General features: G+C 56.8%; 8 protein-coding genes and 2 pseudogenes. 2 read left to right on the plus strand and 8 right to left on the minus strand.

Annotated features, from left to right (window positions below; all coding sequences use genetic code 11):
• Window position 1: 1 nt before the first annotated feature.
• Complete coding sequence (locus tag CP97_RS00480; RefSeq protein ID WP_048884333.1) at window positions 2–442, minus strand: AlbA family DNA-binding domain-containing protein; 441 nt, start codon at window positions 440–442, stop codon at window positions 2–4.
• A gap of 39 nt (window positions 443–481) precedes the next feature.
• Between CP97_RS00480 and CP97_RS00485 the strand changes: the two are divergent.
• A pseudogene (locus CP97_RS00485) lies at window positions 482–745 on the plus strand (transposase); the annotation flags it as partial.
• 235 nt (window positions 746–980) lie between these two features.
• On the opposite strand, the gene CP97_RS00490 reads toward CP97_RS00485, so the two are convergent.
• Complete coding sequence (locus CP97_RS00490; protein ID WP_048884335.1) at window positions 981–2033, minus strand: IS110 family RNA-guided transposase; 1053 nt, start codon at window positions 2031–2033, stop codon at window positions 981–983.
• A gap of 60 nt (window positions 2034–2093) precedes the next feature.
• On the opposite strand from CP97_RS00490, the pseudogene CP97_RS00495 reads away from it, so the two are divergent.
• A pseudogene (locus CP97_RS00495) lies at window positions 2094–3005 on the plus strand (IS3 family transposase); the annotation flags it as partial.
• 24 nt (window positions 3006–3029) lie between these two features.
• On the opposite strand, the gene CP97_RS00500 reads toward CP97_RS00495, so the two are convergent.
• From CP97_RS00500 to CP97_RS00530, 6 genes are all read right to left on the minus strand, one after another.
• The gene (locus tag CP97_RS00500) at window positions 3030–4775 is read right to left on the minus strand and encodes a DUF262 domain-containing protein (RefSeq protein WP_227819630.1); all 1746 of its coding nucleotides are present in this window, start codon (window positions 4773–4775) and stop codon (window positions 3030–3032) included.
• A 93-nt stretch (window positions 4776–4868) separates the two neighbouring features.
• Window positions 4869–8102, minus strand: coding sequence for a type I restriction endonuclease subunit R (locus CP97_RS00505; protein ID WP_048884336.1), 3234 nt, complete (start codon window positions 8100–8102; stop codon window positions 4869–4871).
• Window positions 8099–9379 (minus strand): restriction endonuclease subunit S, encoded by a 1281-nt coding sequence (locus CP97_RS00510; protein WP_063612318.1) that lies wholly within the window; start codon window positions 9377–9379, stop codon window positions 8099–8101. The genes CP97_RS00505 and CP97_RS00510 overlap by 4 nt, the downstream gene beginning before the upstream one ends.
• Window positions 9376–11418, minus strand: a complete 2043-nt coding sequence (locus CP97_RS00515) for a type I restriction-modification system subunit M (protein ID WP_048884337.1) — start codon at window positions 11416–11418, stop codon at window positions 9376–9378. The genes CP97_RS00510 and CP97_RS00515 overlap by 4 nt, the downstream gene beginning before the upstream one ends.
• A gap of 221 nt (window positions 11419–11639) precedes the next feature.
• On the minus strand, window positions 11640–17609 hold the full coding sequence (locus CP97_RS00525) for a DEAD/DEAH box helicase (RefSeq protein ID WP_048884339.1): 5970 nt from the start codon (window positions 17607–17609) through the stop codon (window positions 11640–11642).
• On the minus strand, window positions 17599–20895 hold the full coding sequence (locus CP97_RS00530; RefSeq protein ID WP_048884340.1) for an STY4851/ECs_5259 family protein: 3297 nt from the start codon (window positions 20893–20895) through the stop codon (window positions 17599–17601). The genes CP97_RS00525 and CP97_RS00530 overlap by 11 nt, the downstream gene beginning before the upstream one ends.
• Window positions 20896–20983 lie beyond the last annotated feature (88 nt).

Below are 20983 nucleotides of genomic sequence, written 5' to 3' on the forward strand. Positions count from 1 at the left end.
ATTAACCAACAGACTTGGCCGCAAATCGCTTGTTCAAAAACGCCTGGACCTCGCTCATGGGCATTTCCGGAGATGAGTTGCCACTTCTGACATAGAGTTTCTCGGACTTGAGCCCGTTCTTATCAGCGACCGTGAGGACAACAGCAGCATCGGCTGGCCGCACATCGATCTTGCAGATTTCAACGCCTTCGATTTCTGGGAAGCTGATCTTCAATTTCGATGCTGTGACATTTTGCCCAAGCGCCTCCGAAAACAGGTTTCTCAAATGAAGCTCAAACCTGTCCTTATCCGCATCCCCCAAGGCCACATAGTCCTGCTCTAACCCGAGCGCCTCTCCGTCATCGGAAACCCCAATCAAAAGGGTGCCGCCTTCATAGCTGTTGGCAAAAGCCGCTACCGTTTTGGTAACAACCGCTGACGTGACCCCCTGATTTTCCTCCAAGTTGGATTAGAGTCCGGCCCTGACAGAAGGACGGACGAGATGAAGAGAACGAGGTTTTCAGAAGAGCAGATCATTGGCGTGCTGAAGGAAGCGGAGGCGGGAGCCAAGACCGCTGACCTTGCCCGTCGGCACGGTGTATCTGAAGCGACGATCTACAACTGGAAGTCGAAGTATGGCGGGATGGAAGTGTCCGATGCCCGGCGGCTGAAGGAGCTGGAGAGCGAGAACGCGAAGCTGAAGCGTTTGCTGGCCGATGCGATGCTGGACAAGGCGGCGTTGAAGGATCTTCTGGCAAAAAATGTATGACCCGCCCTGTCCATGCAAGGGTCGATTGGTGTTGACGGTGCCAGTCTGCACAAATGTATCCGGCCTCTCGCGAGTGGGCCGCTGTTGCGGCCAGGCCTTGATGAGATCCGCGCGCCTCGTTCCCAGATAAATGCTTCGGGCTTTCTGCCCGCTTTTTTGACGGGGCTTACGATGCGCTGGTCCACTGTCTCGTCATCACTCTTACGAACCTCGCAGTTGGTGGCGGCGCCGTTCAGCCGAACGCTGGAACGCGCCGCTCGTAGGTGGCGCCCGGCTTGGTCAGAATCACCCAGACAACGCGAGCGATCTTGGCAGCCAGGGCGACCGTGACCTTGTTCTTGTGCATCCTGCTCTCAAGCCCGTCGAGCCATGGGCCCAAGCGGTCCCTGCTTCTATCGAGATGTGTAACACAGGATCGAGCACCATGGACGATCATCCTTCGCAGGTATTTATTGCCGCGCTTGCTGATGCCAAGCAGCTTAGTCTTCCCGCCGGTCGAGTGTTCGCGCGGCACTAGACCGAGCCAGGCAGCGAGATCACGTGCCCTGCGGAACTGACGTCCCGACCCTGCCGCCGCCAGCAGAGCGGTCGAGGCCAGCGGTCCGATGCCCGGCACAGTCATCAGGCGCCGTGCGGTATCGCTGCGCGCGGCGATGGCTTCGATCTCGTGGTTCATGGCTGTGATGCGCTGTTCGAGTTCCATCATCTCGCCGTGAACCTCCGTCAGGATCCGGCGCATCGAAGGGGTGAGCTCGTTGGTCTCATCCGCAAGCACGCGCGGTATCTCGGCCTTGAACTTGCCTGCGCCCTGATGGATCGCGATACCATACTCGAGACAGAAGGCGCGCATCTGGCTGATCAGCCTCGTTCGATGGGCGATCATCCGGTCTCGCACCCGGTGGAGTGCTTGCAGGTCGATCTGCTCCGGTGTCCTTATCTCTACGAAGCGCATCGTCGGCCTAGTGACGGCTTCCGCAATGGCTTCCGCGTCGATGATGTCGTTCTTGTTCGACTTTACGAAGGGCTTCACGAATTGTGCCGGCACGATCCTAACTGTGTGCCCCATCCCTAGCAGCTTGCGCGCCAGCCACTGCGAACCGGGGCATGCTTCCATCCCGACCAGAACCGGCGACGCGCGTTCGAAAAACTGCAGCAACGTCTCCCGCCTGAATGTCGCCTTCTGGATCGGTGCATGGGCCGCATCGAGGCCGACAACGTGAAAGACTGTTTTGCCAATGTCGATGCCGAAGACGGCTGCATCTCTTGGTTGGTTGCGTATGCTCATAATTACCTCCTTCTCAGTCCGCCGAATGTGCATGGAAGGACAGGGCGGGTCATCCCATTAGTTTTGACGCCCGCCGCGCAGCGGGAAGCTGTTGCTCATCTCCAGGCGTGCCATGGGATGAGCGAGCGGCGGGCGTGCCGTGTCATCGATGCTGATCGCAAGAGCGTGCGTTACCGTTCCACCCGGGACGATGACGTCGATCTGCGTGAGAAGCTGCGCGAGCTGGCCAACCAGCGTCGCCGGTTCGGCTATCGCCGTCTGCATATCCTGCTGCGCCGGGAGGGGATCATGATCAACCGCAAGAAGACCCAGAGGCTCTACCGTGAGGAAGGCTTGGCGGTCAGGCGACGACGTAGCCGCAGGCGTGCTGTTGGCACAAGGGCACCTGCTCCGGTTCTGGCGCTGCCGAACCAGCGCTGGAGCCTGGACTTTGTTCACGACCAGATGGCTTCGGGAAGACGGTTCCGGGTGCTCAACGTGGTCGATGACGTGACCCGGGAGTGCCTGGCAGCGGTGCCGGACACCTCGATCTCTGGTCGCCGTGTCGTTCGCGAGCTGACCGCACTGATCGAACAGCGCGGCAAGCCAGGCATGATCGTCAGCGACAATGGCACCGAGCTCACCAGCAACGCTGTGCTGGCATGGTGCGGCGAGGTCGGCGTGGAGTGGCATTACATCGCGCCCGGAAGGCCGATGCAGAATGGCTATGTCGAGAGCTTCAATGGCCGGATGCGGGACGAACTGCTCAACGAGACGCTGTTCTTGAGTATGGCCCATGCCCGTGTCGAGATCGCGGCCTGGGTCGAAGACTACAATCGGGAGCGACCACACTCGTCTCTCGGTTACGCAACACCGGCGGCGTTCGCCGCTGAACTGGATAAGCAATGGCCTGCTTCGCTACGCCCTACGGGCTCCGCTACGCAGCCCATTGCTTCAACCGCGCTGATGCGCAAAACAACCGCCCGGCTCTAATCCCAGCTGGGGGAAAGCTGGGGGTCACGTCACCGCTTCCAAGCCTTTATTGACCTTTGACTCTTTCACATCCCAACGAAGAGTTTGCTTGAATTCAAGTTCTTCGCTTTCGCCTTCGGCGATCATTTCGGCGAGGGTGATCGGCGCCTCGCTTTTTTCTGTTTCGGTTATCGAAGTGAGAAACGCATTCAGTCCATCTGCGAGCTGTTTGCGTCGAGCCTCTAGGAACAACTCATAGTTTTCGATCTTCCAGAGCTCGGGATCGTCTGGAATACACTGTTTTGCCAGCGCATCAGGGTTCTTAGCATTGACTTCGCTGAGGTAATCCTCCGCATTTGTCGCGCTCTTCGATCTGTTGGCAATTGCAGTTAGAATTGCTCTGTTGGTGATCTCCTGAGCCAAGGAATATTTGATCCGATTTCCCATCCCATAACCGGCAGCCTTAAGCTTCGAAAAGGGGAAAATATGATCCTTTTCAAGCGCGTACTTCTTTCCCATTGATTGGCGAAGCTTGACCCCGGTTGTAAAGCAGGTCGCTTCCTTGCTCTTGAAGTACCATCGCATCATCGGGAACAGTGGGTGCGTTATTGTCCTCCCCACAAATTCGTCCGGAATTATTTCCAGAGATCTCTCATCTTTGATGACTTGCAGCAGTTCATCGAACGGATGGTCAGCATCCCTTACAATGCGAAGGTCACGATCCAACTTCTGAGGAAGCTGGCTGACATAACGCGTCCGAATTTGGGAGTAATAGAACCACTTCACGACCTTCTTGATTTGTAGATCGCTAAGGTGCTCATCCTGCTGATAGCAATACGCGATTATCGGGATCAAAGCGTAGATCGAGTTGATCTCGTCTGTGTGGTCCACATACGCATGCGATTGCATAAGATTGGCCACATAATCCAAGGTCTGGCTTTCCAGCTTTTCCCAGGCCTTCCTGATTGGTGCATCATTGCCTTGATCATGCAGCAGCCGCATGTTCGAGCCCGACGCGTACAGGCAAGCCAGCAAAGCGTAGATTACGAAATCGAGCTTGAAGACAAACCCGCGCTTTTCCAATTCGGCCAGCTTGGCCTTAAAAGTGTCTCGTGCCTGCGGCCAGTAACCCGAAATCTGGGCGAGCGCGAGTTCAGCTTCGGTCAGCGAAACGCCGCTAGCATTGACCTTGTAGAAAATGTCGATCGCTTCGCGGATGGACGCTTTGATCGGGATCGTTTGTTCGGGGAATTCCCGATCAAGGATCCGCTCAACTTTCCTGATGTTACCGGAGATATGCCGAGCGGACTCTTTGTCGACCTCTACCCCGCGCTCTTCGAGTTTCTTGAATACGTCCTGATCCCACACTTCATCCTTGAAGATGGCCGTCAAATTCTGCCAGCGAGGATCATTCTCCATCTTGAGCTTCTTGTAATATTCCAGCTCAAGGTTCTCGAGGTTGACGTAAAGACCGCGCGTATCGTTCAAAATTTCCGGAGCCGTGTAGTAAGGTGGTAAGTCACCTCTGATCAGCATGTAAAGCGTGGTCAGGCGTTGCTGACCGTCGAGCAAGATGCGCACCGCGCCTTGCTTCTCATCATACTTGTGCGGCCCCTTGAGCTCAGGCGGGGTATTCGTCTCCCACGTGAGCATTGTGCCAGTTGGATATTCTTTGATCAGGGAGTCGATCAGTTGCTTTGCGTCATCGCGCTTCCAAACGTATTCTCGCTGGAATGCAGGTACGAAAAGCTGTCTTTCGTCGATCTTATCGAGGGCAACTGAAATTTTCATCTGGTGCCCCTAAATTTCCAAATCACGCTGAATATCTCCCGTAATTCAACAGGCGTGATGCCGCCGATAGCCTTTGCTCTGTATTTATGCGGTTCATGCGCCATCGAGATCTCCAAGGTCGATATCTTTCCCTGCTTTGATCAGGTCGTAAATAAGGTTCGTAAGGATGCCGAGGCCTTGCTTGTCCTCTTTGAGAAGATGCGTGGCCAATGCATTGTTCGAACCCATTGCGCGCACCACCGCGCTTTGAACCGCCCCCGGAAGGCTTCCTTTCAACGCTTGGTCTTTTGAGTTTTCCTCAACCTGGGCCCTGACGATACTGTTCTCGCGGGTAATCGAAACGATTTGGTTTACGAAGCTCGCTTGATCCTTGATCGGAGCAGCTTCGCCAAAGATGCCGTTCAATCGTTCGATAAGCTCCTGCAGGTACACAGGAAGCTTCCCTGGCGCATTGGAACCGCCGGGCCCCGCGGGCTTCAAGTTTGGGTCAGGGTCATCGGCGTTGTTGCCCTGATCATCGTTCTTTTTGATATCGTATCCTGTCAGAGAAATGCCTCTAAGATCGACATGCTCGGGAGGGATACCATTGAGGCGGTTTGCCAGAAGTTTGGTGAAAGCTGCAAAATTCTCAATGCTGGGATCTCCCAGATCCAGCAATTGCGCGATGTAAGTGTATGTCCTGGAAAACCTGGACAGCCCTGACTTAAACTCCAGCATCCGACCGATGCTTTCTTCTACCTGCATCCTTTCATGCTCGGCCTTCTTCGCAGCGGCATCGTCTCCTGTCTCAGTTGCCTTCAAAAATTCAACTTCACACCGCGCGGCTTCGCCGCGGAGGTCCTTGAGGCGAGCGTTAAAAAGGTCTGTCGGCCTTTGGGTGGCTGCGAACATCGCCTTGTGGTGATCGTCTTTGGCAACGTCGAAAGTCTTGGCGGTTTCGAAACGCGCGACCTTGAACGCCTCGATGTCTTCGTCCGAGTAGATACCTTGTTGGTCAAGGCCGTCTTTCATGTCGTAGACAACGTTCGGGTCTTGAACTTCCGTGATTTGCGCCCCGGAATCGTATTTCTTGAAGGCTGCGCGGATCGCTTCCGGGTCGTTTACAAAATCGACAATGAAGGTTTCTTCCTTGCCCGGGAAGGTACGATTTAAGCGCGACAGCGTTTGAACGATCTCGACTTCGTTCGCGATCTTCTTGTCGACATACATGGCGACGAGCTTCGGCTGGTCGAATCCCGTCTGGAACTTGTTGGCAACGAGCATCACTCTGAATTCCGGCCGATCAAATGCGATCCGAAGGTCTTTGACCTCGACGCCGGCGTTCATGTTGCTCTCGGTAAATTCCGCGTCGTCGTCACAAACGAACAGTTCGCCAGAAATCTGCGCGTCATCCGAGTGCATGACATCCTTGCCACTGAGCTTTCCTGAAAATGCAACCAACGCGCGAACGTCTTTGTACTGAGGATTGGCAATAACAAACGCATCGAAGGCTTTTTTGTAGCGAACAGCTGCCGTACGAGAGCTCGTCACAACCATTGCCTTCGCCTTCCCATCGAGGAGCGACGACACGTTGTGCCGAAAGTGCTCCATTATAAACTGCACCTTTTGGGTGACGTTCGTGGGATGCAAGCTCATCCATTTGGCCAATGCGCGCTTGGCTGCCTTGCCGTCCACGCGCTTTTTGTCTTCCAATTCTTTTCCGAGATTGAAGGCCGTCTTGTACGACACATAGCCTTTGAGCACGTCGAGGATGAAACCTTCGTCGATAGCCTGACGCATCTCGTATTTATGAAAAGCACGCGGCAGATTGTCTGGGCCGGCCGGACTGGACGGGTCTTGCGGCCTTCCAAACAACATCAAGGTCGAGTGTTTTGGTGTTGCAGTGAATGCGAAATGAGACAGGTTCTTCGGCCGGGCCCGGCTCTTCTGGATCTCGGTTAAGAGCTCTTCGACCGTCATGTTGGCAGTGTCCTTGGCCGACGAAAGGGCGAGCGTCGCTTGCAGCTTCGAAGCCGTACTGCCTGTTTGGGAGGTGTGCGCCTCGTCGATGATCACGGCAAAGCTACGGTCTTTCAATGACGTTTCCGTCAGAATTGCTTCCATGGCATGCGGGAAGGTCTGAAGTGTTACCACGATAATCGGGACGCCCTTCAGTATGGCCTCCGCCAACTGCGCCGTTTTCGTCTTGGAACTTGTCTCACGGTCGATCGCGGCGATCATGCCCTTGCGGTGATCGATCTGTTGAACAGCATCTTGGAGCTGCCCATCCAGAACCGTCCGGTCCGTCACGATGATCACTGTGTCAAAGACCGCCTTACCGTCATCATGGCGTAGCTTGGTCAGGTCGTGGGCTGTCCAGGCAATCGTCGATGTCTTGCCCGATCCTGCACTATGTTCGCAGAGGTAAGCATGCCCAGGACCCTTCTCCTTGGCATCCGTGATCATTCTGTTGACAGCGTCGTGCTGGTGAAAGCGCGGGAAGATCAGGGTTTCCTTGACCGACCAATTGCCCTTCAGGTCCACCACATCCTTCTGCTCGACATAGACGAAGCTGTGGAAGATGCGCAGGAACGCATCCGGCTGGCAAATCTCCTCCCAGAAATATGCGACGGGGTATTCGCCGTCGTCGCGGGGCGGGTTGCCGCCTTTGCCGTCGTAGCCACGGTTGAATGGTAGGAAGTAGGTGTTCTCACCCGCCAGCTTCGTAGCCATCCAAATTTCACTGTCGGACATCGCGAAATGCACGATCGCGCCGCGTTTGAACGTCAGCAGCGGGTGTTTCCGCCCAGTGGCGGGGTCCTCTGGAAGACGGTCGCGCTTGTATTGCTCGCGCGCGCTTTCGGCAGACTGGGTGAAGTCGGTTTTGAGTTCGACTGTCGCGACAGGCAGCCCGTTGATGAAGAGACCGAGATCGATCGCAAGCTCGCGGCCCGGGTGATACTTCAGCTGTGGCACCACGCGCAGCCGGTTGGCGGCGTAGCGTTCAAGGATCGTTTCGTTGCGCTGATCTTCGGGCGCGGCCTCGGACATGTCGATCTGCCCGCAGCCCGCTATAGAAAAGCCGCGTCGTAGTACCTGGATGGTGCCGTGTTTCGCCAAAGCGACATCGAGGCGGGAGAGCAGTGTTTCGCGGGCGCGATCACCGTTGAGGGCAGCGAGCTTGTCCCACTTAGGACCTTGGGTCTTTTTGATCCAGGCCTCCAGATCCTCGGTGTAGACAGCGGTATCCTGGTCAAACCCTTTGGTATCGCCGAGCAGCCAGCCCTGTTCCGTCAGCTTTTTGACGACATAGGCCTCAAGGTGCTTCTCATGGTGCAAATCGCTCATGCTGCGGCTCTCACATCAATCTTACCGGTCACGGCTGCCGTAATGAGTGCTGCGCGCTTTTCTTTCAGAAGCGCGATGGAGCGCTCAGTCTTTTCAATCAAATCCCGAATCCGATCCAATTCGCAGTCAATTCGGTTCGCAATAGCTTCCTGTTCATCCATTGATGGCAAGAAGATCGGCAATTCCAAAAATTTCTCTGGTTCCATACGCCATTGATCGGTCCGAATACCGTTGGAAATCAAACGATAAACCCACGGCATCGGCCTCGCGCGAAGGTAGTGGTGCATGTATCGTGGGTTGTGCTCGCCAACAGGCTTCATCACCACATAGTCGGGAGAGGTAATGCCCAAGAAGGGAGAAATCCCCATTGAGCCCTGCCATGCCTTCATCTTGTTGATCGCTAGGTCGTTTGGTTCGACCAGCTGATATTTGGACAGGTCGTCTGGCGTCTTGTTGATGTTGTCGCTCCGCGAAGCTTTCTCGATGACGCCAAACTCCCGATAGACTGACAGAACGTTCAGGTCGTCAAACCCTTGGCGTTTGACCTGTTTGAAATGGTTTTTCATTCGCGCACGTTGCCAATGGGCAGGCACGACACCCCGCCATTCGACGCCGCTGTCCTTCGTCGGTGCAGTGGCATCGATACCCCGCCGAACGAAATGTGCGATCATGGCTTTTTCTTTGTCATTCAGCGCCGAGATAAAACGCGTCTTTTTGTCGATCAACCCATCGATCTGTTGGGTTTCCTGATCAAGAAAGGCGTTGATCTTCAACTGTTGATCAAACGGCGGCATGGGCAGTGGCTGCTCCGCGAATTCGCGCCAACGGAAATCGGTGGAGCGTTCGCGGATTCCCTTTGCGAGGCTCTCGATAAAACCGGACAACGCCATGGCTCTAATCATTCTTGCGTAGAATTCAGCTGAAACGCCGTCTTTGGGAGTACAACACGAATAAACGGGTGTGCATTTTCCATTTGAGTCACTCACACCGACCGCCCCTGCGAAAGCGTCCATTGCATGGATGACTAAATCGCCTTTTTCTACGCGCTGGTATCCGGCTTCCTTTAGGGCATTTGTAAAACCATCAGTTCGGCGGTTCTTTCTCAGGGTCACATGACCATCGCGAAAGGCTGTGACGATGTCATCATCGGGTTGAACCGAACGTTTTTGCAGGTCAAAGAGGAATTTTCCTCGCTTAATCTTCCATCCAGATGGTATTTCAGGAGCCCAAGAAAGCCCTGTTCGCTTGCGCTCTGTAGGCGGAGCAAACGGGCTCATTCTGTCACCTCCGCCAGAGCCTCAGCAATCGACGCCTCAACGGCCTTCAGTTCTGCATCTATCTCGTCCAGATCGCGCGGCGGCACGTATTCATAGAAATATCGGTTGAAGTTGATCTCATAGCCAACGATCCCGATGTCACCATCAGTCTCGTCGACGTAGGTCTCGTCGATATAGGCGTCATGGGCGTGGGGCGTTACCTCGGCGGCGAGGTAATCATAGATGTCGGTGCCCATCGGCACGTTCTCAAAATCCGTCAGATCATCGTCGGGGATGAGGTTGCCCTTCTTGTCCTTGACCGGGTCCAGTTCTTCGTTCCGCACACCAAAGGCCTTTTGAAACGCCTTGATCAGCGCGGCATCGGCTTTGCCGAGGCTCGCGTCCTTCTTCGCGGCGGCTTTGGCAAAGCTATCGATCCAGTGCCAGTCATGATCGGTGCCTGCATGCTCTACCAACAGGTCACGCCAGCCTTGCCGCTGATGATCGCTGCGCTTTTCCCACGCCTTGTGTTCGTCCAGCGTCTCAAACCCCGCGTCCGACACAACGATCTTGTGGCGCAGCGGGCGCAGCACCTTGATGCGACGATAGCCAAAGTCCTGTGCGTCGAGGATGAGGCTTTTCTTGGTCAGCTCGAAATCGGCGTAGAGCTGCACGATATCGCGAATTTGGTCGTCACCGATCTTGCGTCGCTTATTGCCCTCGCTCTTGCGGAGCGGTTCGAACATCTCGGTAGCATCAATCAATTGAACCTTGCCGCGCCGCGCTTCGGGTTTGCGGTTGGACAGGACCCAAATGTAGGTACCGATGCCGGTCCGGAAGAAGATCTCGGTCGGCAGGGCGATGATGGCCTCGACTACGTCCTGCTCAAGCAGGTGGCGGCGGATTTCAGACTCACCCTGACCGGCGTTTCCGTTGAAGAGAGGAGAACCCGACAGCACGATCGCCGCGCGCCCGCCGCCCTTCTCAGGGTCTTCAAGCTTGCTGAGAAGGTGCAGGAGGAACAGCATCGAGCCATCGCTGACACGAGGGAGTTTAGGGCCAAAACGCCCCTCGAACTTCTGGTCGCGATGTTCGCGCACGACCTCGGCCTGATCCAACTCCCACTTCTTGCCGAATGGCGGATTGGAAACGCAGTAGTGGAATTTGTCGTAACGGAATTGGTCGGCGGAGAGCGTGCTGCCAAGCTTGATGTTCTGCGACAGATCCCGTCCAGGATCGGACTTGAGCGTCTTCAGAAGCATGCTCGCCAGACAGACCGCGTGGGTTTCGGATTCCAGCTCTTGGCCGTAGGGAACCAGCGTCGGCGCGGTGCCATAGCGATCTTGCAATGACTGCACGTGCTCCATGCCATCGGAAATAAAGCCGCCAGTTCCGATCGTCGGGTCATAAAGGGTGCGAATGATCCCGGGGTTGTCGATGAACATTTGGTCATCCGGCTCAAGCAGGAGTTCGATGCCTAGATGTACAACGTCACGAGGAGTCATGAAGTCCTCGGCTGCCTCATTTACCTCTGCACCAAAGCGACGGATTAGGTGCTCGTAGACATTTGACATGGTCCTCTCGGGGACCACATTGGGGTGAAGGTCGATGGCGGCGAAGTTCTGGCAGATCTTATAGAGAACGCCCTTCTTGTCCATCTGGCTGACCGTGTTGATGAAATCGAACTGCTCGAAGATCACGCGGGCATTTCCGGAGAACTTCGCGATGTAGTCTTCAAGGTTCTGGCGGGTGCGGCCTGACCCTAGCGTTTCCAGACTATAGCTTGAGGTGTTGTAGAAGGGGTAGCCGGTTGCCTGACGAAGGATGACGTCGATATCGAGCCCGTTTTCGACAGCCATTTTGTGCATCTTGGCAGCCTCTTCTCGCGTCGGCTGCAGAACACATTCCAAACGGCGGAGAAGAGTAAAAGGTAGGATGATCTTGCCAAAATCGACATGCTTGAAATTACCCCAAAGATCATCCGCATTCTTCCAAATGAAATCGGCGAGAGACGTGTGGGTGTTGTTGGATTTTGGTGTTGCTGATGTCGGAGTGTTCAATGCTCAGGCTTCTTTCTGATAGGATGCTACACGTAGGCGCTCTCGGATTGACCGAACATATCTAGCTCATCTTCGCTTTTGTCCGCATGATCGGCCTCACTGCCCTGTTTAGCGTCTGAAATGAAGGTGTGCCGCTTGTAGCATTCGATCGGGCCGAAAGCTCCGAATGCCGTCGCCAAAAAACTTGGATGATGCGAAAGATGCGATGAGACGATCAAGGTTCACTTCGGATCTCTCTTCACAGCAAAATAGCTCTCGCCTACCCCGGAAACCGCAGAAGTTGAGCGCAACAGTGCGCTGGCCTGAACGGCCGGTGCCGCGCGGAAATCGTGGCGAGGTGGGCTACCTGCTATGCGCCAGTATCCAAAACCCTGGTCGAGCAGCACAATGACCTTCTGACCGTCGGCGTATTCAAGTTCGAGCTTGCGGCCGTGGCCCGAATTTGCCGTGACCTGAAGATCGACATCGAGGCCAAACTTTTCGCCCAACATCTCGGCGACTTCCGCCCGGTCGTCTTCATACTCCCAGTCATGGAAGATCCGATGAGGTGGCCGATCCTTTTTCAGTGGCTGGACGACAATGTCGACTTCGACCGGACTACTCGCCTTAAGGTCCGCAGATAGAGCTTCGCATGTCCGCAGGAAGAGAAGCATGGGCAGAGGCGCATTAAGATAGCGGTCGGTGTAGGTGATCCGCACAAGACTGCCAGGCTTCCAGACGCCAGCCGCCTCCATTTGCAGTTTCAACTTCGATCCGAAGCGTTTCCCAAACTGGCCCACAGGGCATTGGCCAAACCCTTGCATCAGCTCCACCTGATCTCCCGCTGCAACCTGACGCTCCAGATCCTCTGGGTTGATTGGCTCAAAAATAGTATGGCTATCCTGACTACCGGCAACCACTGCGTGCGTTTCGCCTACGCCCCAGAGTTCACCGGGCTGAGCAGCGTTCGCATCGCGCGAGAAGAACCCTGTCACGCGGTCGCCCGATTTCAGTTCAGCGAGGCGAACGCTATCGAAGGGTCCGCCCTCTGCTTTTGCAAGACCAAGAGCGAACTCGAAGCGCACCGAAGCATCGCGCAGGAATCGCCGCTCAACTTCTTCCAAGTTTTCAAACGACTTCGCATCGAGCACCAGCGTGACAGGCAATCCCCGTGCCGAGGCTGCCGAGAAGAAAGACCGCATCTTGGTTGATGTCAGCTCAGCCAGATCGAACGACGACGGCAAGAAGATCGAGATGATGTCTCCGCCGCCTGCTTTCAGCAGAAGCGTGTTTGCCGCATCATTGATGGGCCTTGCATCTGCAACAGCCCGATCTTCCTCTGGCAGTTCGGCATTCGTCTCAAGGAAGGCCTGGACTGCAACGAGTGCAGCACGCCTGTCGAGTTTACCCTGTTGCTTGTAGAGATCGGCAGAAAGCACGCAGGCAGAACAGCCCATCTCACACTCATTCGGGCAATCGAGGACTTTAGCCGCTCGCTCGAAGACGTGATAGATATCATCAAGAAGCCTCGGAGCATATCCTGCACCGCCGGACGCTTCATCGAACAGGTAAACCGATGGGACTCTGCGGCCAAGCTTACCATCTCTGGCTGCCACCGCGATTCCCAGTTCCCTAGGCTCGATCCCTAGCCAGCGCACAAGACCCTCGCGCAGCGCTGCGCCAAACGCCCAGGCCGCGCCATCGCTTTCCAGGCCTGGCAACTGGACCTCGATAACGTCTGTGAGGACTTCGTGACCCAAAGCGAGGGCCCCTGTTATCGCATAGCCCTCGTCGTTGCCGGGGCAGCGATCCATCGCTTTCTTGTTTCTCGGGGTAAGCGGCCTGTGGTCTTTAAGAGCATCAGTCCCCGCATCCCCGGCCCGTCCGCATTCGAGGCAAATCTCGTAGCCCTTGTCTTTAGGCCCGCGCGAATGGTGATAGATATACCCTTCGTGTGAAGCGCGGATCCGGCCACTTTCGGGCTGCAACAAAGGCTGCCAGAGAGCATCACCCACGCTGACCTTGGGAGACTTTGGTTCGATATAAACCGCCTGATCAGTATCGGCGTGAGGCTGCGCATTCCAGTCCACGCGGAATCCGGCAGGATCGAGAAACTGCTCGATGTTGATTGCCTGTTCACCGCAATGATCACAGTGATCCGGCATCTGGTGATCACTTCCTGCGCCGCCACAATGATCACACCACCAGGCCCAACGAAGGTTCTGGGGCTCGCGATGACCGCTATCGATCGGGCTCAGCCAGTTAAGAGTGACCCCGGCTGATTTCCAGACCAAGCCGTCGACGACAACCTCGGCCCCTGGGGCATACTCGCGAATAGCTATGTCGGCATTTCGTGTCGGGCATTCATAGCGCCGGTCGCGGGCGCCTTCATCGTCTGATCGATTGCGCTCCTGCGCCTTTTGGGTTTCTGCACAAAGGGTGTCGAACGGAACAACTGATGTCGGGAAGCCGCTGCCAGGGATAAGCGAACGATTGGCAAGTTCCTTCAAAAGGAACTCTTTGCAGAGGCGCCGGGCCTGGAATTCTATCGCCTTCTTGGCCGGACCCTCGAGCGCGTCCCCATCCTCCTTGAGGCGCTGCCACGTGCGCCGGAAGTTCCCAGTTTCATCGGCGAACATGTCCGCCGTGTGTTTTCTGATCTCAGTGTCGTACTCTAGGCCAGTTCCCTTGAGGAGCCGCTTGAGCCCGTTTTTGGTGGCCGGAGTTGTCGCCGGAAGCTCAAGCCACTCGCAGAAGGCGTCGACCGGAGCGCGGCCTTCAAATGGACGGAGGTCCGAGCGGCAGCCAAAAAAATCGCCAGTTTTTGTCTTGGCGAATTCACCGTCGACTTCGCGAAACCACTCCGCGAGCAGGTAAGCGTTGGCGTGACGCTGTGCGATCCGGTCAGAATCGAGCGATACGCGCGGAGAGGCCAGTTTGCGCCGCAGATAGCCTGCCGGATCGGCGAAGGTTTCGAGATCGAGCGGTGTATTCCGAGCGATCGTGAGGCTGGTAGAGAAGCCCTGTCCGCGGCGGCCCGCACGGCCGGCCCGCTGGTTATAGTTGGCGATCGAGGGAGGAACGTTGGTCATGAGCACAGCTTCAATCGAACCGATATCGACGCCCATTTCCATTGTGGTCGAGCAGGCCAGAAGGTTGATGTCGCCTACTTTAAACTGCTCCTCGAATTCGCGCAGCCGTTGAGGAGGCTGCTGTGCGCTGTGCTCTTCGGCTCGCAGATATGGCGTCGCTAGCGCTGCCTGATCGTGCCAGTTCATCCAGATGCCGCGCTCGCGAAGGGTCGCTACTTGTTCGTTGGCACCAAGCCAGGCCGTTATTTCCTCTCGCTGTTCAGTCGAAAGTGGTCTTGTTTGCGGAAGGCGCGGGAGCCGCACTTCGATAGCGGGCTGGCTCGCGAAGATCTTCCCCGCGCTGATGAGATTGGGCGATTTACCAAAGACCAGTCGCGGTAAAATCCGGCGGGTGAGCGGGCATTGCCAGGCCTTGCTGACAGCCTCGATCTCGGCCGTCTTTTCCAGGCGCAGGCTGTAAGTCCCGCCAACCCCGGATAGAAGGGGCGCCAACTGATCCCAGGCCGCACGCAAAAGCTGATTAATCTCATGACGGCCGCGATCCGAAGAGAGGTCAAGGCTCAGAGCGGCTGCAACAATGAGAATGCTATCGGGCTGCCGTCCCTTAGAATTGACGGTCGGCCAGGAAGCGTCGCGCTTTTCGCCTGGAGGCTGATCGGGTCCGATAACATTTCGCGGCCGAGCCCGTCCGGGCATCCAGCGTGCGTCGCCGTCATCAACCTCAAGGGCGAACTGGCCACGAAGATAGTCGACCATGTAGTACAGGAAATCGCGCCAGTGCTCGATCGAGTAGCCCTTCTCGCGCACGATTGGCGGTAGCTTGTCCTGACCAATTCTTTCGATGTCCGGGAACCGCAACCGCGCAAGTCCGAGCGTTTCCATTGCGTTGGCATTGCGGGGACGGCGGGCGAGTTCGCGCAAAAGCATGAAGCGGGCGAGCGCCTCGCGGTTATCATGAAAGCGTTCGCTGCGATCGAGATCCCAGACTTTGGCCATCATGCCAATGGCCGGCTCGGCGGCGAGCGCAGGCACGAGGTCCTGCCACCGGACTCCTGCGGCACCCGTGCCACAGAGCTCGTCGTCAATTTTCGCGATATCATCCTTAAAGGCCGGCATGTCGTTCACAAGACGAGCCAGCGCCTCCCGCTTTTCGAGTAGCTCGGCTCTGCGCTCTTCGGTCAGATCACCGCCATGAGCAGCCTTCTGAACAGCGTGGTAGATGAAGCCGCGGACAAAACCACGCTCGCCATTCGTTTCGACATTCGCGGCGAAGCGTGCAGTACCTTGTCTGCTGTCGGAAAAACTGATGAGCTGACGGCCATCGAACGGCAGCGCATGCTCCGCCTCATGCGGTGAGACACCTTCCAGGAGGATCGGCGCGGCGTTCTGCGTCAAAAAAGGGGTGCCGAAGCGGAAGGGGAAAACCGCTGGGCGACCGCGCCGCTTGTTGCCAAGGCAGGAAGGACAGCGCCCTTCATCCAGCTGCGTCAGGTGGAAGTTGCCAGCCTCCCCGGTGAATTCGCCACTGCTAACATCGAAGCCGGTGGCCTTCGCATCGGCTTTTGGATTGATGGCTATCAACCGCGGATGTCCAACTCCCTCGTGCCTTGCGGCATCATCGTCATCAGCATCATCATGATCGTGCTCCCGGTAGCTGTCCTCACGAAATTCGTCGGCATCGTGGTCGCTTCCACGAGGAAGGATTCGGTCACCCATGTCGTCGGCCGGCAAATAAGGTTCGCCGCAATCGAGACAATTCTGGATTTCGAACACCAATGACTGGCAGTGCGGGCATTGATCCCGCTGCTCGAACAGGACAGTGCCAAACGGCCAGCCCTTTGGCCGCGCTTCACCAGAGCAATCGGGATTGATGCAAGTCCAGAGGCCAGAAATTGCCCGCGTAAAACTATGCGCACGCATCGGCAGGACGGGCTTTGCCTCTGCTGCATTGTGCGCGGACAAGTCGAGCAGGACCTGCCCGGCGTTTGGGGCGAGGGTTCTGAGTGAAGCAAGAGTTTGCGGTTCTCGCTCGAGCTTTTCGGCGATAGACTGGGCGGCGGGATCATCGGACGCAGTCAGAACCTTTGATAGGTCGACCGGCTGAGGCTTACCCACCACGACATGCGCTCGGTCGAGCGGAACTCCGGCAATGTCAGCAAGAAATCTCTGGAGATCTTCTCGCGCCTTCTCATCATCGGCCGATCCGATCGTGGCTGACGTTGCGACAAACCGGACCTGATCCGGAGTGACCTCGAAGGCGTTCATCACACGCCGGAGCAGGAGTGAAAGCTCTGCAGCTGCCGAGCCGATATAGCTGTGCGCTTCGTCAATGACGATCCAGCGAAGCTTGCCTTGGGACTTCTCGAGGATTTGGCGATCCTCACGACGGATCGTCATATATTCGAGCATGGTCTGATTGGTGACGAGGATCGGCGGAGGGTTGGCTCGGAGGGTTTCGCGGTAGAGGACCTGGTGCGGGATCTCGTGTTCGGCCTTGTCGCGATTGGATTTTCGTGCCGTTCCCATCAAACCGTTGTAGAGCGCAAACCGAACATCGCCGCGAAGCGGCTTTGTCCAGGCCGTCAGGCGCTTTTCCTGGCTCGCGATCAACGCATTGAGCGGATACAGCATCAGGGCTCGTACCCCGGTAAGCGGACCTTCTGTTGCCGCTTCACGAACCAGATCATCCAGCATCGGAACAAGAAAGCATTCGGTCTTCCCCGAGCCCGTGCCGCTGGAAACCAAAACGGATTGCGGGTCTTTAGAGCTTAAGAGCTCCCAGGTGCTCAGCTGGTGTGCATAGGCCTCATAATCGAAGCGCAGGTCGGTGACTGGCGTTTGGCTGATCGCATCGATTGTTCGCGGGTGCAGGAGCGTCTGCAATTGGTCAGGGCGTTTGCCAGACGACACGTAGCCCGGGGCCGCCTGAAAAAGTTGCTCGGACAGAAGACCACCCTGCTGCGGTTCTGTTCCGGCCAGGTTTCGTCGGAGAAAAGCATTGAGGCCTTCATGCCGGATGCCGGCCCGGGAAACGACCGCTTCGGCAAGACCGGTCCGCAACCGCTGGTGGACCTCCATTGGAGACAAGCGTGAAAACTGGGAGGCGTCACTAGCGGCCATTTTTAAGCTCCAAGAGGGCATAGCCATAGGCTTTTGCGAAATAATCAGGGTGGCGTCGCTCGACGTCCTTGACGGTCAGGATCTGTTTCTTGTCGAGAACGACAGAACCAAAAGTCGAAAGGGCGGCGGCAAAAGGTGCATCGAAGACCCGCATCAGGCCTTCGACGAAGTTTTCCTTGGGTAGCATGTGGCCAAAATCAACGCGGAAGGGATTGAACCCGGCGGCACCGATATTGATGCTCTCGCTCGTATGGCTCGTGAAATGCTTGCGAACCGCTTCATACGCGAGCGGCGAATAATCGCGGCAAATCAGCGGCGCCAATTGCGGGGCCCGAGCGGCAATTTCGTTCTGGCGCTCTGAGATGTTGGCCAATGCCCATTGAGGGTCGTCAAGCCTGCTTACCAAAAAGGCGCCCTGCGCCTGGAAGGCCGCGTCCCAGACTTCGATGGGGAGAAGTGTCCAGCTTGAACAAAGCCCGTCGAACAGCTCGAGAATCGTTGAAAGATGCTGCTCCTCGCAGCGATAGAGAAGCAGGGGCGCAAGAGGGCCAGCGGCATCGAACTTGCTGAATATCTCGAAGGTTTGTGGAGGCAGGCCGTTCAGTGAAAGGGCCAAATCCATGACAGCCCTGATAGTCTTTATGGCTTCGGGCGAGGCAGGGTCGGCAATGATATCATTTGTTATCAGGGTGAGCTCTTCGCGCGCCAGTAAAATTGGCTGTGCCATTGCACGCCCGAGCCTGTGCTGGGGAAGGTCGTGGACAGGATCGCCGTCAATGAACTTGGGCCTGGTCAGGACACGCGAGCCTTCGCGCAGGTATATGAGCCATGGGCCACGCAGGCGTGGGAGCTGAATGAGCTGCCCGCCCAAACCCACATTCAATCCGTCAAAGCCGCCGTAGTCGATTTCCTTCTCGGGGGCCCCCAAGAAACGGCCGCAGATCCGCACAGCTTCGCCGACAATGCCAGTCCTCGGTCGCCACCCTCCCGAGGGCTCCCACTCCAGGACATTCCCGAACTCCGTCACATACCAGTTGTCGTTGCTGCCATTATGAAAGTCGAGCCTGACCTGTGCATCAATACCGAGCGGTCGCATAAGTGCCGCTATGTCGTTCCGCAGAGCCGAGAGGCCCAGTTCGCCATCGAGTTTCCAGCTCACTTCAAGCGATGCTCCGGTGTGATGGGCAACCTCGCCCATCAGGACAGCACTCGCTGGCGCTCGGGCGACAGTATCGCGCAGATCGGCCAGACCAAGTACCGCATCGCGCTTCAGCAGCTCTCCACCCCAAGTCGTAAGCCATTCTTTTGATCGTAGCGGAACGCTGAGCTGGAGAGCCGAACCCTGTGGTGTAACGAGATGCAGTGGAAGCAAAGCGCGGCGAGGCGGATCGATCCGGACTGTCCACTGGTGCTCAACATCATGCGCGTCATCCCCGAGTGTGGCCTTCCCGGTCCATCCCTCCAGAGTGATTTGGGCATGAAATGCATTTATCCTTTGGGACAGCGCGAATTCGCTGGGGAGCACAACGGCGGTGACACGGTCGCGCACATGTCTCGTCGAACCGTCGAGCCAGGCGAATTCGCAAGCGCCAGGACCTGCGCTTGCCAGATCTTCACGCCAGGATTTCTCTCCAACGAAACGCCAGCACACTTCCCCGCGGGATCCGGACCGCCGCGAAACGCCATCTTCCACCTGTGCGTGCAACGGATGCTTCAACAGCCGCTCACCACTTGGCGCCTGTACGCCGGAAGCGGTATCGGCCACGATTGTCAGGCGATCCTTCCTGTCCACGCTCTGCCCTGTCCGGACCAGGTATGTATCGCCATTCGGCTTTTCGGCGATAATCTGGCCGGCACAGCGGTAAAGCGAACGACCGGCTGCAAACACGAAGTCTTCAGGCTCAATTTCGGCATTGCTGTCTTTGCCGCGAAGGGCCCAGTCATGCGGCACATCGATGAAGACCACTTCTGAGCGGTAGCTACCGGATCCTTGCCCGATGAGTGCGAATACGCCGTCGTCATTTTCTCCGCGGCGGCGTTCAAAGACGCGTAATCCATTCGAAACCGGTTTTCCGCCAGGCAGAATAAATTCGCGGGACAGGCGCTCACCGCGCGAGTGAAACTCAGCTGCTACGGCAAGGTCAAGCGGATACTCGATTGCTGTCTCGCTTCGCATGGCGCGGGCAATCCAGCAGTTCCCGGATTCGAACTCCAGATACGCGAGACGACCCGAAACGCGGTCTGCAAGGCCACCTGAGGGCTGGAGAAAGACTCGAACACTATCATCGACCGCAAGACTGCCATCCTTGTCTTCCCAACGACCGTTGAGATGGAAGTCGAGGCACTCACGCCACTCGCCGCCGGAAAGACGCATCAACCGGTCTACACGAATGCTCCCTGTGCCGGTAAGCGTTCGGGCCTCCAAAAGTGTGTCGATAAGGCCGGCTGCTGCTCCATCAAGCGTCATCGGAAGCTCATCGCGCCAGTCTTCATAAGCTAGGTCGAGGCGGGCCGAATAAGGCCGCCCGTCCGACGGCAGCGCCTTATCAACGAATGCGCGCAACTCCACGATCTTTAGAGAGAGTTCTCCGCAAATCGCGTGCATTTCCTGGCTACGCCAGATTGACGGGAGCAGATACTCGTTGCGTTCGCAGATCCCCACCGCGGTTGTGATATCCTGGATGTCCGACCCGAGAAGCTCGCCGACAGCTCGTTCAAGGAAGCGGCGGGGCCAATTTGCTCCGCTGGAAATCGCGGCAGCAGGAAATCCGCCATGGCGCGCAAGATTGGCCAGGCGCTGATTGCCATGCGCAGTAACCAGCGGATCTATCTTCCACGCGCGAAAACCGCGGTCCGCAAGATCACGCCATTCCGATTGCGGTAAAGAAAGCCCAAGCGCGCCTTCGATATCCCTCCAGCGCTGCGTGCCGCCCTGATAGGATCGACGAAACCAGTCGGCCGCCCAGACGACAAATGCAGCAGCCAGAGTGGGTCGGATCAGATCTGAATGCAGGTTTGAAACGAGCTTTTTCTCGATCCTGTCGAAAACGCCTGGAGCCAGTTTGTAACGGTAAAGGGGTACGCCTTCGGGCCGTGGTAAACCAAGCTCGCCGCAGATCTTTCCAAGCGGATGCGGACCACTATCTGCCGCCCGCGCTAGCTGAATAGCCTTAATCATGAGCAGGCGAGACGCTCCGGCATCCTGGATGTCCTGCGCAATTCTCCGAAGCGCTGCTGGATCGCCGCGCGCCGCGTCAATTTCTGACTTAAAGTCGCGACCGTCCATTCTGTCGCTCTACCCCCTGGCCCCTGTCGTAATCAGAATGCACTCATGCATGCTAATTCAATAACTATCTCTTATCAGTAGCTTATAA

This window comes from Aurantiacibacter atlanticus (genome assembly GCF_001077815.2).
GTDB lineage: Bacteria > Pseudomonadota > Alphaproteobacteria > Sphingomonadales > Sphingomonadaceae > Alteraurantiacibacter > Alteraurantiacibacter atlanticus.

Excerpts from the sequence above, each read along its gene's own strand:
- CP97_RS00530 (WP_048884340.1), bottom strand. The coding sequence starts at position 20,895 with ATGGACGGTCGCGACTTTAAGTCAGAAATTGACGCGGCGCGCGGCGAT.
- CP97_RS00505 (WP_048884336.1), bottom strand. The coding sequence starts at position 8,102 with ATGAGCGATTTGCACCATGAGAAGCACCTTGAGGCCTATGTCGTCAAA.
- CP97_RS00490 (WP_048884335.1), bottom strand. The coding sequence starts at position 2,033 with ATGAGCATACGCAACCAACCAAGAGATGCAGCCGTCTTCGGCATCGAC.
- CP97_RS00500 (WP_227819630.1), bottom strand. The coding sequence starts at position 4,775 with ATGAAAATTTCAGTTGCCCTCGATAAGATCGACGAAAGACAGCTTTTC.
- CP97_RS00525 (WP_048884339.1), bottom strand. The coding sequence starts at position 17,609 with ATGGCCGCTAGTGACGCCTCCCAGTTTTCACGCTTGTCTCCAATGGAG.
- CP97_RS00510 (WP_063612318.1), bottom strand. The coding sequence starts at position 9,379 with ATGAGCCCGTTTGCTCCGCCTACAGAGCGCAAGCGAACAGGGCTTTCT.